Origin of the sequence: Pararhizobium sp. LjRoot255 (assembly GCF_964252905.1) — a bacterium.
Classification (GTDB): domain Bacteria; phylum Pseudomonadota; class Alphaproteobacteria; order Rhizobiales; family Rhizobiaceae; genus Pararhizobium.
On the sequence record NZ_CAXUPQ020000001.1, the window covers coordinates 218,936 to 234,434 of the forward strand.

Below are 15,499 nucleotides of genomic sequence, written 5' to 3' on the forward strand. Positions count from 1 at the left end.
AAGTGCCAATCCGAGCGGCCCCGTTTTCGCGGGTTATGGTTAACGCACTCGCGCTGCGGTTGAGCCCGCCGCGGGTGCGTCGACGCTCGTCCCCAAGTTCAGAAAAAGTTAAGGCACCTGTCCTATTGTGCCGGAAACTGCTGCCCTTTCCTGATAGCTTGCCTATCCGGATGGCCGGCGTGGGGCGACTGAGACAGCGTCGACTGTTGGAAACCTCGAGCTCTAGAGAATGCGACGCAACGCAATGGAAAGTGCATGAAGCACACGTTGGCCGACGTAGTTGAAATCGATCTCCATACCGAGCCGCCGAGACCGGCGTCGGCGGAGCTTCGTGCGCTCTATCGGGAGGAGGGCCAAAGCACGCGCAGGCAGGCCACCAGACAAGGGCTCTGGATCGCCGTCGCCGCCTATCTCCTGTTTTCGATCACCGACATCTTGCTCGTTCCGGACGTCGCGCTCTACACGATCGCCGCACGTTTCGCCGTCGGCATCGTCGCAATCACCGCGCTCGAAATACAGGTCCGCTTGAATGCCAGCGCGAACGCGATCGATGCCACCTGTGCTGCTGCGGTTATCCTGGCCTATGCCGGCTGGTTATGCACGGCCATGATGACATCAGATGTTCAGAGCATATCCTATTACATGGTCTTCGGCGCCATCTTCATGATGAGCGTCAACCTGTTCTTCAGCTTCCATTTTCGCCTTTCCGTCGTCGCATCGATCATCATTCTCCTCATTTTCCTGTCCGCTCTGCTGTCGTTTCCACCCATGGACCCCACCTACAAGCTCGCATTCGGCACGTTTTGCGTCTCGTGCTTCGTCTTCACGTCCTATGTGAACTGGAAACTCAACAGGGAACGCTACAAGGTCTTCCTCAACGCCCTTGAGGCGAAGGTTCAGCACAACGAGGCATCGGAGCGGGGCAAGGCTCTGCTGAGGCTGTCGAACACAGATCCATTGACGGGCCTTGCAAATCGCCGGGCCATCGACCAGAGGCTGCGCACCCTTTGGGACAACTGGCAAAAATCCGGCAAGAGCTTTGCGGCAATCCTGATCGACGTCGATTTCTTCAAGCGATACAACGACTGCTACGGCCATCAGGAGGGTGACCGCTGCCTTATCCAGGTGGCCAATGCACTCGAAGCCTCGATCCGCCCCTACGGCGGCTCGATCGGACGCTATGGCGGCGAAGAGTTCATCGTCCTCGCTCACCGGGACACCGGCGAGCGAGTGGCGGACCTTGCAGAAGCCATTCGCCGCACGGTCGAGGACCTGGCGCTCGCGCACGGCCAGCGGCGGGACGGGACGTCGATCGTCACCGTCAGCGTTGGCGCCTCGTTCACCAGGAGTCAAAAGGGCACGAAGCTCGAGAAGGTTATCCACGAGGCGGATCGCGCCCTTTACGCAGCCAAGGCAAGCGGTCGCAACTGTGTGCGCCTGTTCGATCCGAACGATCCCCAGAGCAGCGATGAGAGCGAGAACGTCGCCGCCTTGCTGAAGATCGCGATCGACCAGAAACTTGTTTCCCTCGTCTATCAGCCGATAAGAAACGTCGTATCGGACCGGGTCGAAGCGGTCGAGGCGCTGATGCGCCTGAGAATGCTGGACGGCACCGCGGTGACGCCGAGCCTTTTCATTCCCGTCGCGGAACGAACCGGCGCCATCCTGGAACTCGGGCGCTGGGCCATACGCACGGTGTGCCGCGAACTCCTGATGGACGACCACGTTCCGGTCGTCAGCGTCAACGTCTCGCCAATTCAGCTCAAGGCTCCCGGCTTTGCAGCGTCCGTCGCGGCGATCCTCGGAGAGACGGGCGTCGCCGGCGGCCGGCTGGCGCTGGAGATCACCGAAGGTCTCGAGATGGAGATGCATTCGGACATTCTCCGCTGCATCAGCGACCTGAAGACGCTGGGCATCAAGATCTGGCTCGATGATTTCGGAACGGGTTTTGCCGGTCTTTCGTGGCTTCGCCTGATCGATTTCGACACGGTGAAGATCGACCGCTCGTTCCTGCACGACTGCGGCACCCCGCGCGGCAAGGCCATGCTCCAGGACATCATCGGCCTCGTGCGAAATCGCGGGCACAAGATCCTCGTCGAAGGCGTGGAAAACGACGAGCAGCTGAGGCTCATGAAGGAATGCCGCATCGACCAGGTCCAGGGCTTCCACGTCGGCCGCCCGGCCCCCGCGCATAATTTCACGGCGCCCCCTCCCGCAGATCCGCGCACGGCGCGGCTGGCAAGCCCCCTGCGGGGATGACCCGATCACGCCAGGCGCCTTGCGCGCAAAGCCCCGGGCGACGCGTAGTCGCCTTGAAGGAGAAGACCCCCTGCCCGGCCCGTTGGACCACCCTTCCCACGAGGGGCAGGGAAAGACGGCACCAGCGCTAATTTCACCCCGCCCCTTGCTTCCTGGCCGAAAATGCGTATAAACGCGCTGTTCGCAACATCCGGTCTTCTGGCTGGTGGCTGAACGGAGGGCCGGTTTCCCTTAGAAACCTGTCAGGACCTAAAGGGTCCAGCCTCCCGTGTCTCCGCTCTCGACCGTCTCGAAACAACACTTTCTTGCCGGCTGTCCGCAGCCACTTGAACAGTCGTTGAGGCTTAGCCGCTAGAGCCCGGATGACGATTAACGCAAGAAAGGCAAAGCCTCATGGCTCTTTATGAACATGTATTCCTTGCCCGGCAGGATATTTCCGCTCAGCAGGTCGACGCTCTCGTCGAACAGTACAAGGGTGTACTGGAAGCTAACGGCGGAAAAGTCGGGCGCGTCGAAAACTGGGGCCTCAAGTCCCTGACGTACCGCATCAACAAGAACCGCAAGGCTCACTACGTTCTGATGGACATCGATGCTCCGGCACCGGCCGTTCACGAAGTCGAGCGCCAGATGCGCATCAACGAAGACGTTCTTCGTTACATGACCATCGCTGTCGAAAAGCATGAAGACGGCCCGTCCGCCATGATGCAGAAGCGCGACCGCGACGACCGTCCGCGCCGCGATGGCGACCGTCCTGACCGTGGTGGCTTCGGCGACCGTGGCCCGCGTCCGGACCGTGGTGATCGTGAAGACCGTCCGCGCCGTCCGCGCGAAGATCGTGCATAAGGTTTAGGAGAAAAGACAATGGCTGACATTTCATCCGCTCCGGCCCGCCGCCCGTTCCATCGCCGCCGCAAGACCTGCCCCTTCTCCGGCGCCAACGCTCCGAAGATCGACTACAAGGACGTCCGCCTCTTGCAGCGCTACATTTCCGAGCGCGGCAAGATCGTTCCGTCCCGCATCACGGCAGTCTCCCAGAAGAAGCAGCGCGAACTCGCCCAGGCGATCAAGCGCGCCCGCTTCCTCGGCCTCCTGCCCTACGTCATGTCCTAATGCATGTCCCCTTGGAGCCTTGCTCCAAGGAAAGACATATGCATCTGGATCAGCATGACTCTCCGTCAGTCGTTTGACTCGACGGAAGCTGACTCAAGGTGAGGCGAAACGCCATCCGGCATCGCCTCACCTTCTCCCTTTCGCGTTGGGCGCGGATCGGAAACACCGGCGCAACACCAGCGCTAAAACCCATGTTGGGGCTTTGTTCCTTCATCAGGAGACGCCTCTAACTGCTTGATAAGCAGGACAGCGACCGTGAAGACACTGAATGCAACATCGCTGCTGACCGGCGCGCTGGCCGGCGTCACCGCCGCCCTGCTTTTGCTCGGCGCGACGCCGCAGTCGTATTTCGCCATCCTGCTCGTCGTCGCGTCCGCGCTGCCCGTTCTCATTGCCGGCCTCGGCTGGGGCAATGCCGCGGCCGCAACCGCCGTTGTCGTCGCTGCTCTCGGCCTTGCCGTGTTTGCCTCCCCCTTGTCTGCCCTGTTCGTCGTGATCATCATGCTCGCGCCGGCCGCCTGGCTCAGCCACCTCGCCAATCTGGCGCGGCCGGCTTCCGAGATCGGCGGCCCGGAAGGCGCGCTTGCCTGGTATCCGCTCTCCGATATCCTCGCCCACCTCGTGGCTCTGGTTACGGTCTCGGCGATCATCATCGGCGCGGTGCTGGGATATGACGACCGTTTCGCCAGCATCGTGGTCGATCAGGTGCTGATCGCGATGAAGGCGCAGGACCCGCTGTTCAATCCGGATCAGCCGGTAGTCGAGCAGATCAAGTCGCTCTTCCACATTGCGTGGCCGCTCTTGTTCGGCGCCCTCTGGGTGATGATCCTGTTTGCGGCCTATTACATCGCCAGCCGCATCGTCCAGACGTCCGGCAAGGGCCTGCGTCCGCGCGAGGACATGCCGTCGACGCTGCGCATGCACCGCTATGCCATCTTCGCCTTCCTCGGCGGCCTGGTTCTCGCCTTCATGGGCGGCACGCCGGCCGTTATCGGCGCACTCATCTGCGGCACCTTCGGCGCGGGCTTCCTGCTTGCCGGGTTCGCCGTCTTCCATTTCCGCACGCGCGGCAAGTCCTGGCGGCTGCCCGTTCTGTGGATCGGCTACATGTCGGTTCTGATCTTCCAGGTGCCGGCATTCTTCTTTCTCCTGTCGGGTCTGATGGACACGCGGCGCGCCATCGCGCTGTCGCCGGCAGGGAAAACAACTGACACTGAAACAAAAGAACTCTGAACAGACAAACGAAAGGATATCATCATGCAAGTCATTCTTCTCGAACGCGTTGCCAAGCTCGGCCAGATGGGCGAAACCGTCAAGGTTCGCGACGGCTTTGCCCGTAACTACCTCTTGCCGCTCGGCAAGGCGCTGCGCGCCAACGAAGCCAACAAGAAGCGTTTCGAAGCCGAGCGTTCGACGCTCGAAGCCCGCAACCTCGAGCGCAAATCCGAAGCCCAGACCGTTGCCGAACAGCTGGACGGCAAGTCCTTCATCGTCGTTCGCTCGGCCGGCGAAACCGGTCAGCTCTACGGTTCGGTCGCTGCCCGCGACATCGTTGACGTTCTGGCTGCCGAAGGCTTCAACATCGGCCGCAACCAGGTCGACCTCAACAACCCGATCAAGACCATCGGCCTGCACAACGTCGTCCTGCACCTGCATGCCGAAGTCGAAATCAAGGTTCAGATGAACGTTGCCCGCTCGGCTGAAGAAGCAGAACGCCAGCTCAAGGGTGAAAGCCTCACCTCCGCCGACGCCATCTACGGCGTTGACGAAGATGCCCTGAAGCCGGAAGACTTCTTCAACCCGGAAGCAGAATTCGAAGCCGAAGAAGAGTAAGCCTGAAGAGCGGCGGCGCCGGAGCCGGCGCCCTCTTCGACAAACAGAAAGGCCCGCGATTGATGTCGCGGGCCTTTTTTCGTTCTCGCGCGCCGCTTGCTTTTCCCGGCACGCTGCAGTTTTTCCATGCCATCCCGCAGCAAAAACTCCTGCAAGTAAATTCAAGAGGCGGTAGAATCCTGCGTAGACGTCGACGGCAGTGATTCGGGCGAAACCCGGTCAATGACCAATGCCCCGTATCGACGGAATTTTCGCGTTCAACTGTGAAGCCCTGTGAACAACGGTGACGGCTTGCCCCCGGATCAAATGCGTCGGCAGCTGTTGCAACCATACACTAGACCCCTGGCCGCAATGCCCGCACATCGGTACCCGCACCCATGAGACCACGCGAGACAGAGACGGAACGCCATGAACGAAGCAGCGCGCAGACTTGTCCCCATTGCCAAGGACCAGGCCGAAGCACAGTATCGCGAAGCGCCGAACAATCTCGAGGCCGAGCAGGCGCTCCTGGGCGCCATTCTCGTCAATAACGATGCCTTCTATCGCGTCTCGGACTTCCTGAAGCCGGTTCACCTCAACGAACCGTTGCATCGCAAGATCTTCGAGGTCGCCGGCGACATCATCCGCATGGGAAAGACCGCCAACCCGGTCACCATCAAGACCTTCCTGAAGGCCGACGAGAAGGTCGGCGACATGACGGTGGCGCAATATCTCGCCCGTCTCGCCTCGGAGGCCGTCTCGATCATCAACGCGGAAGATTACGGCCGGGCAATCTATGATCTGGCGCTGCGCCGCTCGCTGATCACCATCGGCGAGGACATGGTCAACATTGCCTATGACGCGCCGCTCGACATGCCGCCGCAGAGCCAGATCGAGGATGCCGAACGCCGCCTGTTCGAACTCGCGGAAACCGGGCGCTACGACGGCGGCTTCCAGTCGTTCAACGACGCGGTGGCATTGGCGATCGACATGGCGGGACAAGCCTTCGAGCGCGATGGTTCGCTCTCGGGTGTCTCGACCGGCATTCACTCGCTCGACGCCCGCATGGGCGGCCTGCAGCGCTCCGACTTGATCGTGCTTGCCGGGCGTCCGGGCATGGGCAAGACGTCGCTTGCAACCAACATCGCCTATAACATCGCTGCCTCCTATGAGGGCGAAGTGCAGGCCGACGGTTCGATGAAGGCGAAGAACGGCGGCGTCGTCGGCTTCTATTCGCTCGAAATGTCGTCAGAGCAGCTGGCAACGCGTATCATTTCAGAGCAGACGGAGGTCTCCTCCTCGAAAATCCGCCGTGGCGATATTTCCGAGCACGATTTCGAAAAGCTCGTCGCCTGCTCCCAGCACATGCAGAAGGTGCCGCTCTATATCGACCAGACCGGTGGCATCTCGATCGCCCAGCTTTCCGCCCGCGCCCGCCGGCTGAAGCGCCAGCGCGGTCTCGATTGCCTTGTGGTGGACTATATCCAGCTGATGACCGGCTCGGGCAAATCCAGCGACAACCGCGTGCAGGAAATCACCCAGATCACCACCGGTCTGAAGGCGCTCGGCAAGGAGCTGAACGTGCCGATCATCGCGCTTTCCCAGCTCTCCCGTCAGGTGGAAAGCCGCGAGGACAAACGGCCGCAGCTCTCCGACCTTCGCGAATCCGGCTCGATCGAGCAGGACGCCGACGTCGTGCTCTTCGTGTTCCGCGAGGAATACTACGTCAAGAACATGGAGCCGCGCGACGAGTTCGACCCGAAATATGAAGAATGGAAGATGCAGTTCGAAAAGGTGAAGGGCACCGCAGACGTGATCATCGCCAAGCAGCGTCACGGACCGACCGGCACCGTCAAGCTCGCCTTCCAGTCGGAATTCACCCGCTTCACGGACCTCGCCGATCCGTCCTTCACCCAGTACGAGCATTGACTGGAAAAGACCGCTCTGGGGGGCAAATGGGGTTCGGCACGTTGCAAATTGCCGGACTTCCGGGTAAGCGGAAAGAAAATTAGCTGAATAGCCACGGCTGCAATGGCTGCGGTACAACATCTTTAGTCTGGGGAAATCTGTTCATGGACGCCTTTATCGCGCTGCTGCAGGTGCTTGCGATCGACCTCGTGCTCGCAGGCGACAACGCCATCGTCATCGGTCTGGCGGCCGCCGGCCTTCCCAAGGAACAGCGCGGCCAGGCGATCCTGATCGGGATCGGGGCTGCGACTGTGCTGCGTATCGCCTTTGCGCTGCTTACGACGCAATTGCTCGAAGTTCTCGGCCTGCTGCTCGTCGGTGGTATCCTTCTGCTGTGGGTCTGCTGGAAGATGTGGCGTGAGCTCAGGACTACCTACAAGCAAGAAGAAGAAGGCGTGGAGACGCTGACGGGCGAGGATATCGATCAAAACGGCGTTGTCGGCGATCGCGCGCCGCGCAAGTCGCTGAAACAGGCAGCCCTGCAGATCGTCGTTGCCGACGTCTCGATGTCGCTCGACAACGTGCTCGCCGTTGCCGGTGCCGCGCGCGAACACCCCAACATCCTTATCATTGGCCTCGCCGTTTCAGTCGCGCTGATGGGCATTGCCGCGTCGTTCATCGCCAAGCTGCTGCACCGCTATCACTGGGTCTCCTATGTGGGTCTCGCCATCATCCTCTTCGTCGCGCTGAAGATGATCTACGAAGGCTTCATGGAAGTGGAACCGATTCTGACCTCGTCGTTCATGTAGTCGGCAAATGGCTGCCGGCGGGAAAGACCGCCGGTTGCCACTATGAAAATACTCCGGGGAGCGGCTACCGGCTACCGACTTGCCGCTTCCGCGAATGCTGCAATTGCAGTTCGGGACACTTGGCTGTATCCCTTTTGCCATGGCCCAATCGCACGATCCCTCCTCCGCCCTTCCCGCATTCGATGCTGCCTCCAACCGTTTGATCATTGATCTCGGTGCGCTCGCTGACAATTGGCGCAAGATGGACAACCTGTCCGGCAAGGCGCGGGCGGCCGCTGTGCTGAAGGCCAATGCTTATGGCATCGGCATCGAACCGGCAGCCGAAACCCTTTACGCCGCCGGGGCCCGGGATTTCTTCGTCGCCAATGCCGAGGAAGGGGCTGCACTGCGCCCGCTGGTGCCGGACGGGCGGATCTACATCCTCGCCGGCATGTGGCCGGGCAACGAACAGCTTTTCTTCGACAACGGCCTGGTGCCGATCATCAATTCGGAAGAACAGTTGGCCTTCTTCATGTCGGTACTGTCGGAACGCGGTGATCATCCTTGCGTGCTGCACGTGGATACCGGCATGAACCGGCTGGGACTGAACGCTTCCGAGGCTCTGGCGCTGGCAAACGACCCTGCCCGCCCGGCAAGCTTTTCGCCTGTCCTGGTGATGAGCCACCTCGCCTGCGCCGACGACCCCACCCATCCGCTGAACCGCCGTCAGCTTGAATCATTCCGGATGGTTGCCGCCGCTTTCGAAGGCATCGAAGCAAGCCTGGCCAACTCGGCCGGCGTCCACCTTGGACCGGATTTCCATTTCGACCTCACCCGTCCCGGCATTGCCGTCTACGGCGGCGAGGCCGTCAACGGCGTACCGAACCCGATGAAACCGGTGGTGACGGCTGAGGCACGCATCCTGCAAATCCGCAGCGTCAGGACGGGCGAGACTGCGAGCTATGGCGCCTCGGCGCAGTTTTCCCGCGACAGCCGCGTGGCGATCGTCGCCATCGGTTATGCCGACGGGTACCATCGCTCGGTGTCCGGCGGCGGCGTGACCTTGCGCCAAGCCAGGCCATCGGGCGCATTCGGGTTCCTCAACGGTCACAAGGTGCCGCATCTCGGTCGCGTGACCATGGATTTGAGCCTGTTCGACATCACAGACCTGCCGAAAAATGCGGTCCGGCCAGGGGACTACATAGAGTTGTTCGGCAAAAATATCGCGATCGATGACGTGGCGCGGGCGGGCGGCACGATCGGCTACGAGATGCTGACGAGCCTTGGGAGCCGATACGAGCGTGCCTATATCGAAGCATAGGCGGGTAGGAACTGTTCCCACCTCGTGTTAGATTGACGGCAAAGGAGTTTCCCCATGTCCAACGCGAAAAAATCCTTTGTCATCGGCGATCACTTTGACGGCTTCATCGAGGAACAGGTGAAGTCGGGCCGTTTCAACAATGCAAGCGAAGTCGTGCGGGCGGGGTTGCGGCTGCTCGAGAGGGACGAGGCGAAACTCACGGAATTGAGGCGGCTGATCAAGGAAGGCGACGACGACATCGCGGCGGGGCGTGTCTATGAGTATGAAGATGGCGAGGCGCTGCTGAACGATATTATGCTCGGGCAGCATGACGATTAACAGCCGCAAACCAATCTTCTCGCAGGCGGCTCGCGCGGACCTTCGTTCGATCTTCAAATACATCGCGATCAAAAATCCTGAAGCAGCCGCCAACTTCGTTCTCGACATCAACCTGAAAGTTCGCTCCATCGGCCAGGCCCTTCGCGGCTTGCCCTATCGCGACCGATGCATCTATTTCCGCGTGACGGATTCCCATATCTACATCGTCCGCATCCTCCACGGCCGCCAGGACATCTCTTCCGAAGACTTCCCCGAAAGCGAAATTTGATGGCGAAAGCCCGGACACAATTCATCTGCCAGAACTGCGGCACCATTCACCCGCGCTGGGTGGGAAAATGCGAAGGCTGCGGCCAGTGGAACACCATTGTCGAGGAAGACCCGATGGGTGGCATCGGCGGTGGCCCCGGCAGGACGCCGAAGAAGGGCCGGCCGGTGGCGCTGACGACTCTTTCCGGCGAGATCGAGGACGCGCCGCGCATCACCACCGGCATTTCCGAACTCGACCGGGCGACCGGCGGCGGCTTCGTGCGCGGCTCGGCCGTTCTGATCGGCGGCGACCCCGGCATCGGCAAATCGACCGTGCTGATGCAGGCGGCAGCGGCGTTGTCGCGTTACAAACATCGGGTCATCTATGTCTCGGGCGAGGAAGCCGTGGCGCAGGTTCGCCTGAGGGCTCAAAGGCTGGGGGCAGCCGATACCGACGTGCTGCTGGCGGCCGAAACCAATGTCGAGGATATTCTGGCGACGCTGGGTGACGGCAAGCGGCCCGATCTCGTCATCGTCGATTCGATCCAGACGCTGTGGAGCGACATCGTCGATTCGGCCCCGGGCACGGTGACGCAGGTGCGCACCGGCGTCCAGGCGATGATCCGTTTTGCCAAGCAGACGGGAGCGACGGTCGTGCTCGTCGGCCACGTCACCAAGGAAGGCCAGATTGCCGGGCCGCGCGTCGTCGAGCACATGGTCGATGCCGTGCTTTATTTCGAAGGCGACCGCGGCCATCACTACCGTATCCTGCGCACCGTCAAGAACCGGTTTGGCCCAACCGACGAGATCGGCGTGTTCGAGATGTCGGACAAGGGGCTGCGCGAAGTCAGCAACCCGTCGGAGCTTTTCCTCGGCGAGCGCAATGCGAAATCTCCGGGCGCTGCCGTCTTTGCCGGCATGGAGGGAACGCGGCCGGTGCTGGTCGAGGTCCAGGCGCTGGTCGCGCCGACATCGCTCGGCACGCCGCGCCGCGCCGTCGTCGGCTGGGACGGGGCGCGGCTGTCGATGATCCTTGCGGTCCTGGAAGCGCATTGCGGTGTGCGGCTCGGCCAGCACGATGTTTATCTCAATGTCGCCGGCGGATACCGCATTTCCGAGCCCGCCGCCGATCTTGCCGTCGCTTCGGCGCTGGTTTCATCGCTTGCCGGTCTTGCCCTTCCCTCCGATTGCGTCTATTTCGGCGAAGTCAGTCTGTCCGGCGCCATCCGGCCGGTTGCCCATACAGCGCAGCGCCTTAAAGAAGCCGAAAAGCTCGGCTTTTCACAGGCCGTCCTGCCGTCCGCCTCCGCCGACCTGCCCAAGGGCAACGGCATGAGCTGGAGCGAGATGGAAAGCCTGCCGGATCTGGTGGCGCGCATCGCCGGCTCGAAGGGAGCCTTGAAGCAGGCTGACAACGATGATTGAGGAAAACGCCGCTGAAAATTCGGCGAATTCCGGTGAAAACAGTGTTCAACGATGAACCATCGAAAGACGCCTTCGGCGTGATGATATATGGTTCGCGGAAAATCAGCGTGGGGTCGCGCTGCATAGTTTTTAAATCGCCGTTCGATTTAAAAACTATGCAGCAGATACAAAGGGGTGCTGCGTCCTTTGCGCGTCCGACTGGACGCGCGGCGCAGCAGGCGGTTTCGGAGTAGGACAACATGCCCATTACAATTCTCGACGGTATCGTTCTCGGCGTCGCGCTTTTCTCGGCCATCCTGGCAATGGTCCGCGGCTTTTCCCGGGAAGTGCTGTCGGTCGCAAGCTGGGTCGGCGCCGCGGCTGCTGCCTATTTCCTCTACCCCTTTCTCCTGCCTTATGCGAAGAACTACACCAGCAGCGACACCGTCGCGATGATCGGCTCGGCCGGCGTGGTCTTCCTCGTCGCCCTGATCGTCATCTCGTTCATCACCATGCGGATCGCCGATTTCATCATCGACAGCCGTATCGGCGCGCTTGACCGGACGCTCGGCTTTCTCTTTGGCGCGGCCCGCGGTATTCTGCTGGTCGTCGTCGCCATGCTGTTCTTCAACTGGCTGGTCGCGCCGCAGCAGCAGCCGGAGTGGGTAACAACCGCGAAATCCAAGCCGCTGCTCGACAATCTCGGCGGCAAGCTGATCGCGCTCCTGCCGGAAAATGCCGATGCGACGATCCTCGACCGCCTGCGCGGCAAGGATACGACCGGCGAAGGCGAGAACGAAGGCACTGGCGGCACGACCACCCAGCCGCCGGCCGAGGAAACGCCCGCGACCAATGGCGCGGCGACCAACGGCTAAGGCCGAATGATTGAAAAATATGGGCCCGCTCCGGCGGGCTCCGTCCATTTTGCAATGATGGCATGCAATTCCCTCAAGTCCTTGTGGCTTGAAGGGCCGATGACCCGATACAATATGCGCAACGCGTTCCTGCCCTTAGGATGAAGGCCAACAGCGATGACCCATTTGCGATCCGAAGAGATCAACGACGAATTCGATGGCGACACGCTGCATGAGGAATGCGGCGTCTTCGGTATCCTGGGGCATCAGGACGCCGCGACGCTGACGGCGCTCGGCCTGCACGCGCTCCAGCATCGTGGACAGGAAGCGGCCGGCATCGTCACCTTCGACGGCAAGCAGTTCCGAACCGAAAAGCGCATGGGCCTCGTCGGCGACCACTATACCGATCCGGCGATCCTGGCGAAGCTGCCCGGCGCGATCGCCATCGGCCATACGCGCTACTCGACCACCGGGGAAGTCGCCCTGCGCAACGTTCAGCCGCTGTTTGCGGAACTCGAAGTCGGCGGCATCGCTATTGCCCATAACGGCAACTTCACCAACGGCCTGACGCTCCGCCGCCAGATCATAGCCACCGGCGCCATCTGTCAGTCGACCTCGGACACCGAGGTCGTGCTTCACCTGATTGCCCGCTCGCGCCACTCGTCGACGGTGGACCGCTTCATCGACGCCATCCGGCAGATGGAGGGCGGCTACTCGATGCTCGCCATGACGCGCACCAAGCTCATTGCCGCGCGCGACCCCACCGGCATCCGGCCGCTGGTCATGGGCGAGCTCGACGGCAAGCCGATCTTCTGCTCGGAAACCTGCGCGCTCGACATCATCGGCGCAAAATACGTCCGCGACGTCGAAAACGGCGAAGTCATCATCTGCGAGACACAGCCTGACGGGTCAATTTCCATCGATGCCCGCAAACCGGCCAATCCGCAGCCAGAGCGCCTTTGCCTGTTCGAATATGTCTATTTCGCACGGCCCGATTCGGTCGTCGGCGGCCGCAGCGTCTATGTGGCGCGCAAGAATATGGGCATCAATCTCGCCAAGGAATCCCCTGTCGAGGGCGACGTTGTGGTTCCGGTGCCGGACGGCGGCACACCGGCGGCGCTCGGCTATGCGCAGCAGAGCGGCATCCCCTTCGAATACGGCATCATCCGCAACCATTATGTCGGCCGCACGTTCATCGAGCCGACGCAGCAGATCCGCGCCTTCGGCGTGAAGCTGAAGCATTCGGCCAACCGTGCCATGATCGAAGGCAAGCGGGTCGTGCTGGTGGACGATTCGATCGTGCGCGGCACCACCTCGCTGAAGATCGTGCAGATGATCCGCGATGCGGGCGCAACCGAAGTCCATGTCCGCGTTGCAAGCCCGATGATCTTCTATCCCGATTTCTACGGCATCGACACGCCGAACGCCGACAAGCTGCTCGCCAACCAGTATGCCGACGTCAAGGCAATGGCGAAGTACATCGGCGCCGACTCGCTGGAGTTCCTGACCATCGACGGGCTCTACCGTGCCGTCGGCGACGAGAACCGCAACCCGGCCCGCCCGCAGTTCACCGATCACTATTTCACCGGCGACTATCCGACCCGGCTTCTCGACAAGAACGGCGAAACCACCGGCCTCAAGCTGTCGGTGCTTGCCACCGGCGGCTGATACGGCTCCTCGAATCCAACAGGATTCGAGGACCGTCCTTCGCCCGCCGAACGTGCCGAGCCAAGCCTTGCGTCCGGACCTGGAGGTGTGGCACAGCAGGCCTGCATCAATGAATTCGGAGTCATCCAGACATGATCGATCTCACGGGCCGCATAGCACTGGTCACCGGCGCCTCGCGCGGCATCGGCTATTTCACAGCGCTTGAACTGGCAAAGGCCGGCGCCCAGGTGATCGCCTGCGCCCGCACCATCGGCGGGCTGGAAGAACTGGACGATGCGATCAAGGCCGCCGGCGGCCTGCCGGCAACACTGGTTCCCTTCGATCTTGCCGACATGGCGGCGATCGACAAGCTCGGCGGTGCGATCCACGAGCGCTGGGGCAAGCTCGACATCCTCGTTGCCAATGCCGGCATGCTCGGCGTCATCTCGCCGATCGGCCATGTCGAGGCCAAGGTTTTCGAGAAGGTGATGACCATCAATGTCACCGCCACCTGGCGCCTGATCCGCTCCGTCGATCCGCTGCTGCAGCAATCGGATGCCGGCCGCGCGCTCATCCTTTCCTCCAGCGCCGCACACAAGTGCAAACCGTTTTGGGGCCCCTACTCCGCCTCCAAGGCCGCCGTCGAGGCCCTGGCGCGCACCTGGGCCGGCGAGACGCAGCGCCTGCCGCTGCGCATCCTCAGCGTCGATCCAGGCCCCACCCGCACCGCCATGCGCGCGCAGGCCATTCCCGGCGAAGACCCCTCAACCGTGCCGCATCCTTCGGAAGTGGCCGCCAAGCTGCTGCCGCTCGTCGGACCGGACCAGACGGCGACCGGCAAGCTCTTCATCCTGCGCGAAAACCGAATCGTTGATTACCGGATGCCGGATTGATCTTCGAACACAGAAACTAAAAAAGCCGCCGCGGTTTCTCGCGGCGGCTTTTTTTGTTGGGCGGTAGAGACCCTACTTCTTGTCTTCCGGCAGGCCATCTTCGACCGGCACCGGATGATCCGGATGCAGCGGCCAGTCGCCGTATTTCTTCTGCCACTTGCGCGCGCCAAACGGCAGGCTGATGAGATAGCCGACCGCCGTGATCGCCATGGTCTCCCAGGTGAAGCTCATCAGGGTTGCGACATAGAGCACGACGAAGAGGATGATCGGCAGGACGAGATCGCGGCGCACGCGGTTTTCGGACTTGCCGGACCAGACCGGCAGGCGGCTCACCAGCAGAAAGGCGATCAGCACCGTGTAGCCGGATGAGACGAGAGCAACGACGCGATCCGGTGCAAGGCCAAGAAGGCCGAGATACATCGGCAGCAGCACCAGCATGGCGCCGGCAGGTGCCGGCACGCCGACGAAATATTCCGACTGCCAGGAGGCCTTCACCTCGCGCTCGGCCATGACGTTGAAGCGGGCAAGACGCAGGCCGGCAGCGATGACATAGATCAATGCCGCGATCCAGCCGAGCGAGCGGGCCTGGTCGAGAACAAAAGCATAGAGAACGAGCGCGGGCGCAACGCCGAAATTGACGATGTCGGCAAGCGAATCCATCTGTGCGCCGAACTTCGAGGTCGCCTTCATCAGCCGCGCCACGCGGCCGTCGATGCCATCGAGGAAGGCTGCGACCAGCACCATGGCGACGGCAAGTTCGAAGCGGTTTTCGAACGCCAGCCGGATGCCGGAGAGGCCGGCGCAGATGGCAAGCACGGTGATCACGTTGGGCACGATCAGCCGCAGCGGAATTTCCCTGAGGCGCGGACCGCGCGCCTCCTCGTTCGGGCCATTCGGTTCAAAGGACGGAAAGGGCGTTTCCATGACGTGCTCCTGTTC

15 protein-coding genes are annotated in these 15,499 nt (G+C 61.8%); 14 read left to right on the plus strand and 1 reads right to left on the minus strand.

Features of this window, described 5'->3' with window-relative positions; translation table 11 throughout:
• The first annotated feature begins 255 nt into the window (after positions 1–255).
• From ACSQ2W_RS01125 to ACSQ2W_RS01190, 14 genes are all read left to right on the plus strand, one after another.
• Positions 256–2,259: a putative bifunctional diguanylate cyclase/phosphodiesterase gene (locus ACSQ2W_RS01125; RefSeq protein WP_436084586.1), complete on the plus strand. Its 2,004-nt coding sequence runs from the start codon at positions 256–258 to the stop codon at positions 2,257–2,259.
• Positions 2,260–2,652: 393 nt separating this feature from the next.
• The gene (gene rpsF / locus ACSQ2W_RS01130; RefSeq protein ID WP_056332059.1) at positions 2,653–3,102 is read left to right on the plus strand and encodes a 30S ribosomal protein S6; all 450 of its coding nucleotides are present in this window, start codon (positions 2,653–2,655) and stop codon (positions 3,100–3,102) included.
• 18 nt (positions 3,103–3,120) lie between these two features.
• Positions 3,121–3,369 carry a 30S ribosomal protein S18 gene (gene rpsR, locus ACSQ2W_RS01135; protein WP_158473674.1) on the plus strand — a complete coding sequence of 83 codons (249 nt, stop codon included), beginning with the start codon at positions 3,121–3,123 and terminating at the stop codon, positions 3,367–3,369.
• Between the two features lie 255 nt (positions 3,370–3,624).
• The gene (locus ACSQ2W_RS01140) at positions 3,625–4,602 is read left to right on the plus strand and encodes a DUF2232 domain-containing protein (protein ID WP_436084587.1); all 978 of its coding nucleotides are present in this window, start codon (positions 3,625–3,627) and stop codon (positions 4,600–4,602) included.
• A 24-nt stretch (positions 4,603–4,626) separates the two neighbouring features.
• On the plus strand, positions 4,627–5,202 hold the full coding sequence (rplI, locus tag ACSQ2W_RS01145) for a 50S ribosomal protein L9 (protein WP_436084588.1): 576 nt from the start codon (positions 4,627–4,629) through the stop codon (positions 5,200–5,202).
• 408 nt (positions 5,203–5,610) lie between these two features.
• Positions 5,611–7,110, plus strand: a complete 1,500-nt coding sequence (locus tag ACSQ2W_RS01150) for a replicative DNA helicase (RefSeq protein ID WP_436084589.1) — start codon at positions 5,611–5,613, stop codon at positions 7,108–7,110.
• 143 nt (positions 7,111–7,253) lie between these two features.
• Positions 7,254–7,898, plus strand: coding sequence for a TerC family protein (locus ACSQ2W_RS01155; protein ID WP_436084590.1), 645 nt, complete (start codon positions 7,254–7,256; stop codon positions 7,896–7,898).
• 139 nt (positions 7,899–8,037) lie between these two features.
• The gene (gene alr, locus ACSQ2W_RS01160; protein WP_436087635.1) at positions 8,038–9,198 is read left to right on the plus strand and encodes an alanine racemase; all 1,161 of its coding nucleotides are present in this window, start codon (positions 8,038–8,040) and stop codon (positions 9,196–9,198) included.
• Between the two features lie 54 nt (positions 9,199–9,252).
• Positions 9,253–9,516 carry a type II toxin-antitoxin system ParD family antitoxin gene (locus ACSQ2W_RS01165; RefSeq protein ID WP_436084591.1) on the plus strand — a complete coding sequence of 88 codons (264 nt, stop codon included), beginning with the start codon at positions 9,253–9,255 and terminating at the stop codon, positions 9,514–9,516.
• On the plus strand, positions 9,506–9,784 hold the full coding sequence (locus tag ACSQ2W_RS01170; RefSeq protein WP_436084592.1) for a type II toxin-antitoxin system RelE/ParE family toxin: 279 nt from the start codon (positions 9,506–9,508) through the stop codon (positions 9,782–9,784). Before ACSQ2W_RS01165 ends, ACSQ2W_RS01170 begins: the two co-directional genes overlap by 11 nt.
• Positions 9,784–11,187, plus strand: coding sequence for a DNA repair protein RadA (gene radA / locus ACSQ2W_RS01175; protein ID WP_436084593.1), 1,404 nt, complete (start codon positions 9,784–9,786; stop codon positions 11,185–11,187). Before ACSQ2W_RS01170 ends, radA begins: the two co-directional genes overlap by 1 nt.
• A gap of 239 nt (positions 11,188–11,426) precedes the next feature.
• The gene (locus ACSQ2W_RS01180) at positions 11,427–12,041 is read left to right on the plus strand and encodes a CvpA family protein (RefSeq protein WP_436081969.1); all 615 of its coding nucleotides are present in this window, start codon (positions 11,427–11,429) and stop codon (positions 12,039–12,041) included.
• Positions 12,042–12,197: 156 nt separating this feature from the next.
• A complete protein-coding gene (gene purF / locus ACSQ2W_RS01185; RefSeq protein WP_436084594.1) occupies positions 12,198–13,688 on the plus strand; it encodes an amidophosphoribosyltransferase in 1,491 nt (496 codons plus the stop codon).
• 131 nt (positions 13,689–13,819) lie between these two features.
• Positions 13,820–14,560, plus strand: a complete 741-nt coding sequence (locus ACSQ2W_RS01190; RefSeq protein WP_436084595.1) for an SDR family NAD(P)-dependent oxidoreductase — start codon at positions 13,820–13,822, stop codon at positions 14,558–14,560.
• Between the two features lie 72 nt (positions 14,561–14,632).
• Here the strand turns inward: ACSQ2W_RS01190 and pssA are convergent, their stop codons facing one another.
• On the minus strand, positions 14,633–15,484 hold the full coding sequence (gene pssA, locus ACSQ2W_RS01195; RefSeq protein WP_436084596.1) for a CDP-diacylglycerol--serine O-phosphatidyltransferase: 852 nt from the start codon (positions 15,482–15,484) through the stop codon (positions 14,633–14,635).
• Between the last annotated feature and the right edge of the window lie 15 nt (positions 15,485–15,499).

What these genes read in the sequence shown, in the direction of transcription:
- ACSQ2W_RS01180 (WP_436081969.1), top strand. Translation starts at nt 11,427, where the DNA reads ATGCCCATTACAATTCTCGACGGTATCGTTCTCGGCGTCGCGCTTTTC.
- ACSQ2W_RS01155 (WP_436084590.1), top strand. Translation starts at nt 7,254, where the DNA reads ATGGACGCCTTTATCGCGCTGCTGCAGGTGCTTGCGATCGACCTCGTG.
- ACSQ2W_RS01125 (WP_436084586.1), top strand. Translation starts at nt 256, where the DNA reads ATGAAGCACACGTTGGCCGACGTAGTTGAAATCGATCTCCATACCGAG.
- alr (WP_436087635.1), top strand. Translation starts at nt 8,038, where the DNA reads ATGGCCCAATCGCACGATCCCTCCTCCGCCCTTCCCGCATTCGATGCT.
- rpsF (WP_056332059.1), top strand. Translation starts at nt 2,653, where the DNA reads ATGGCTCTTTATGAACATGTATTCCTTGCCCGGCAGGATATTTCCGCT.
- rplI (WP_436084588.1), top strand. Translation starts at nt 4,627, where the DNA reads ATGCAAGTCATTCTTCTCGAACGCGTTGCCAAGCTCGGCCAGATGGGC.
- ACSQ2W_RS01165 (WP_436084591.1), top strand. Translation starts at nt 9,253, where the DNA reads ATGTCCAACGCGAAAAAATCCTTTGTCATCGGCGATCACTTTGACGGC.
- ACSQ2W_RS01190 (WP_436084595.1), top strand. Translation starts at nt 13,820, where the DNA reads ATGATCGATCTCACGGGCCGCATAGCACTGGTCACCGGCGCCTCGCGC.
- rpsR (WP_158473674.1), top strand. Translation starts at nt 3,121, where the DNA reads ATGGCTGACATTTCATCCGCTCCGGCCCGCCGCCCGTTCCATCGCCGC.
- pssA (WP_436084596.1), bottom strand. Translation starts at nt 15,484, where the DNA reads ATGGAAACGCCCTTTCCGTCCTTTGAACCGAATGGCCCGAACGAGGAG.
- ACSQ2W_RS01170 (WP_436084592.1), top strand. Translation starts at nt 9,506, where the DNA reads ATGACGATTAACAGCCGCAAACCAATCTTCTCGCAGGCGGCTCGCGCG.
- radA (WP_436084593.1), top strand. Translation starts at nt 9,784, where the DNA reads ATGGCGAAAGCCCGGACACAATTCATCTGCCAGAACTGCGGCACCATT.
- purF (WP_436084594.1), top strand. Translation starts at nt 12,198, where the DNA reads ATGACCCATTTGCGATCCGAAGAGATCAACGACGAATTCGATGGCGAC.
- ACSQ2W_RS01150 (WP_436084589.1), top strand. Translation starts at nt 5,611, where the DNA reads ATGAACGAAGCAGCGCGCAGACTTGTCCCCATTGCCAAGGACCAGGCC.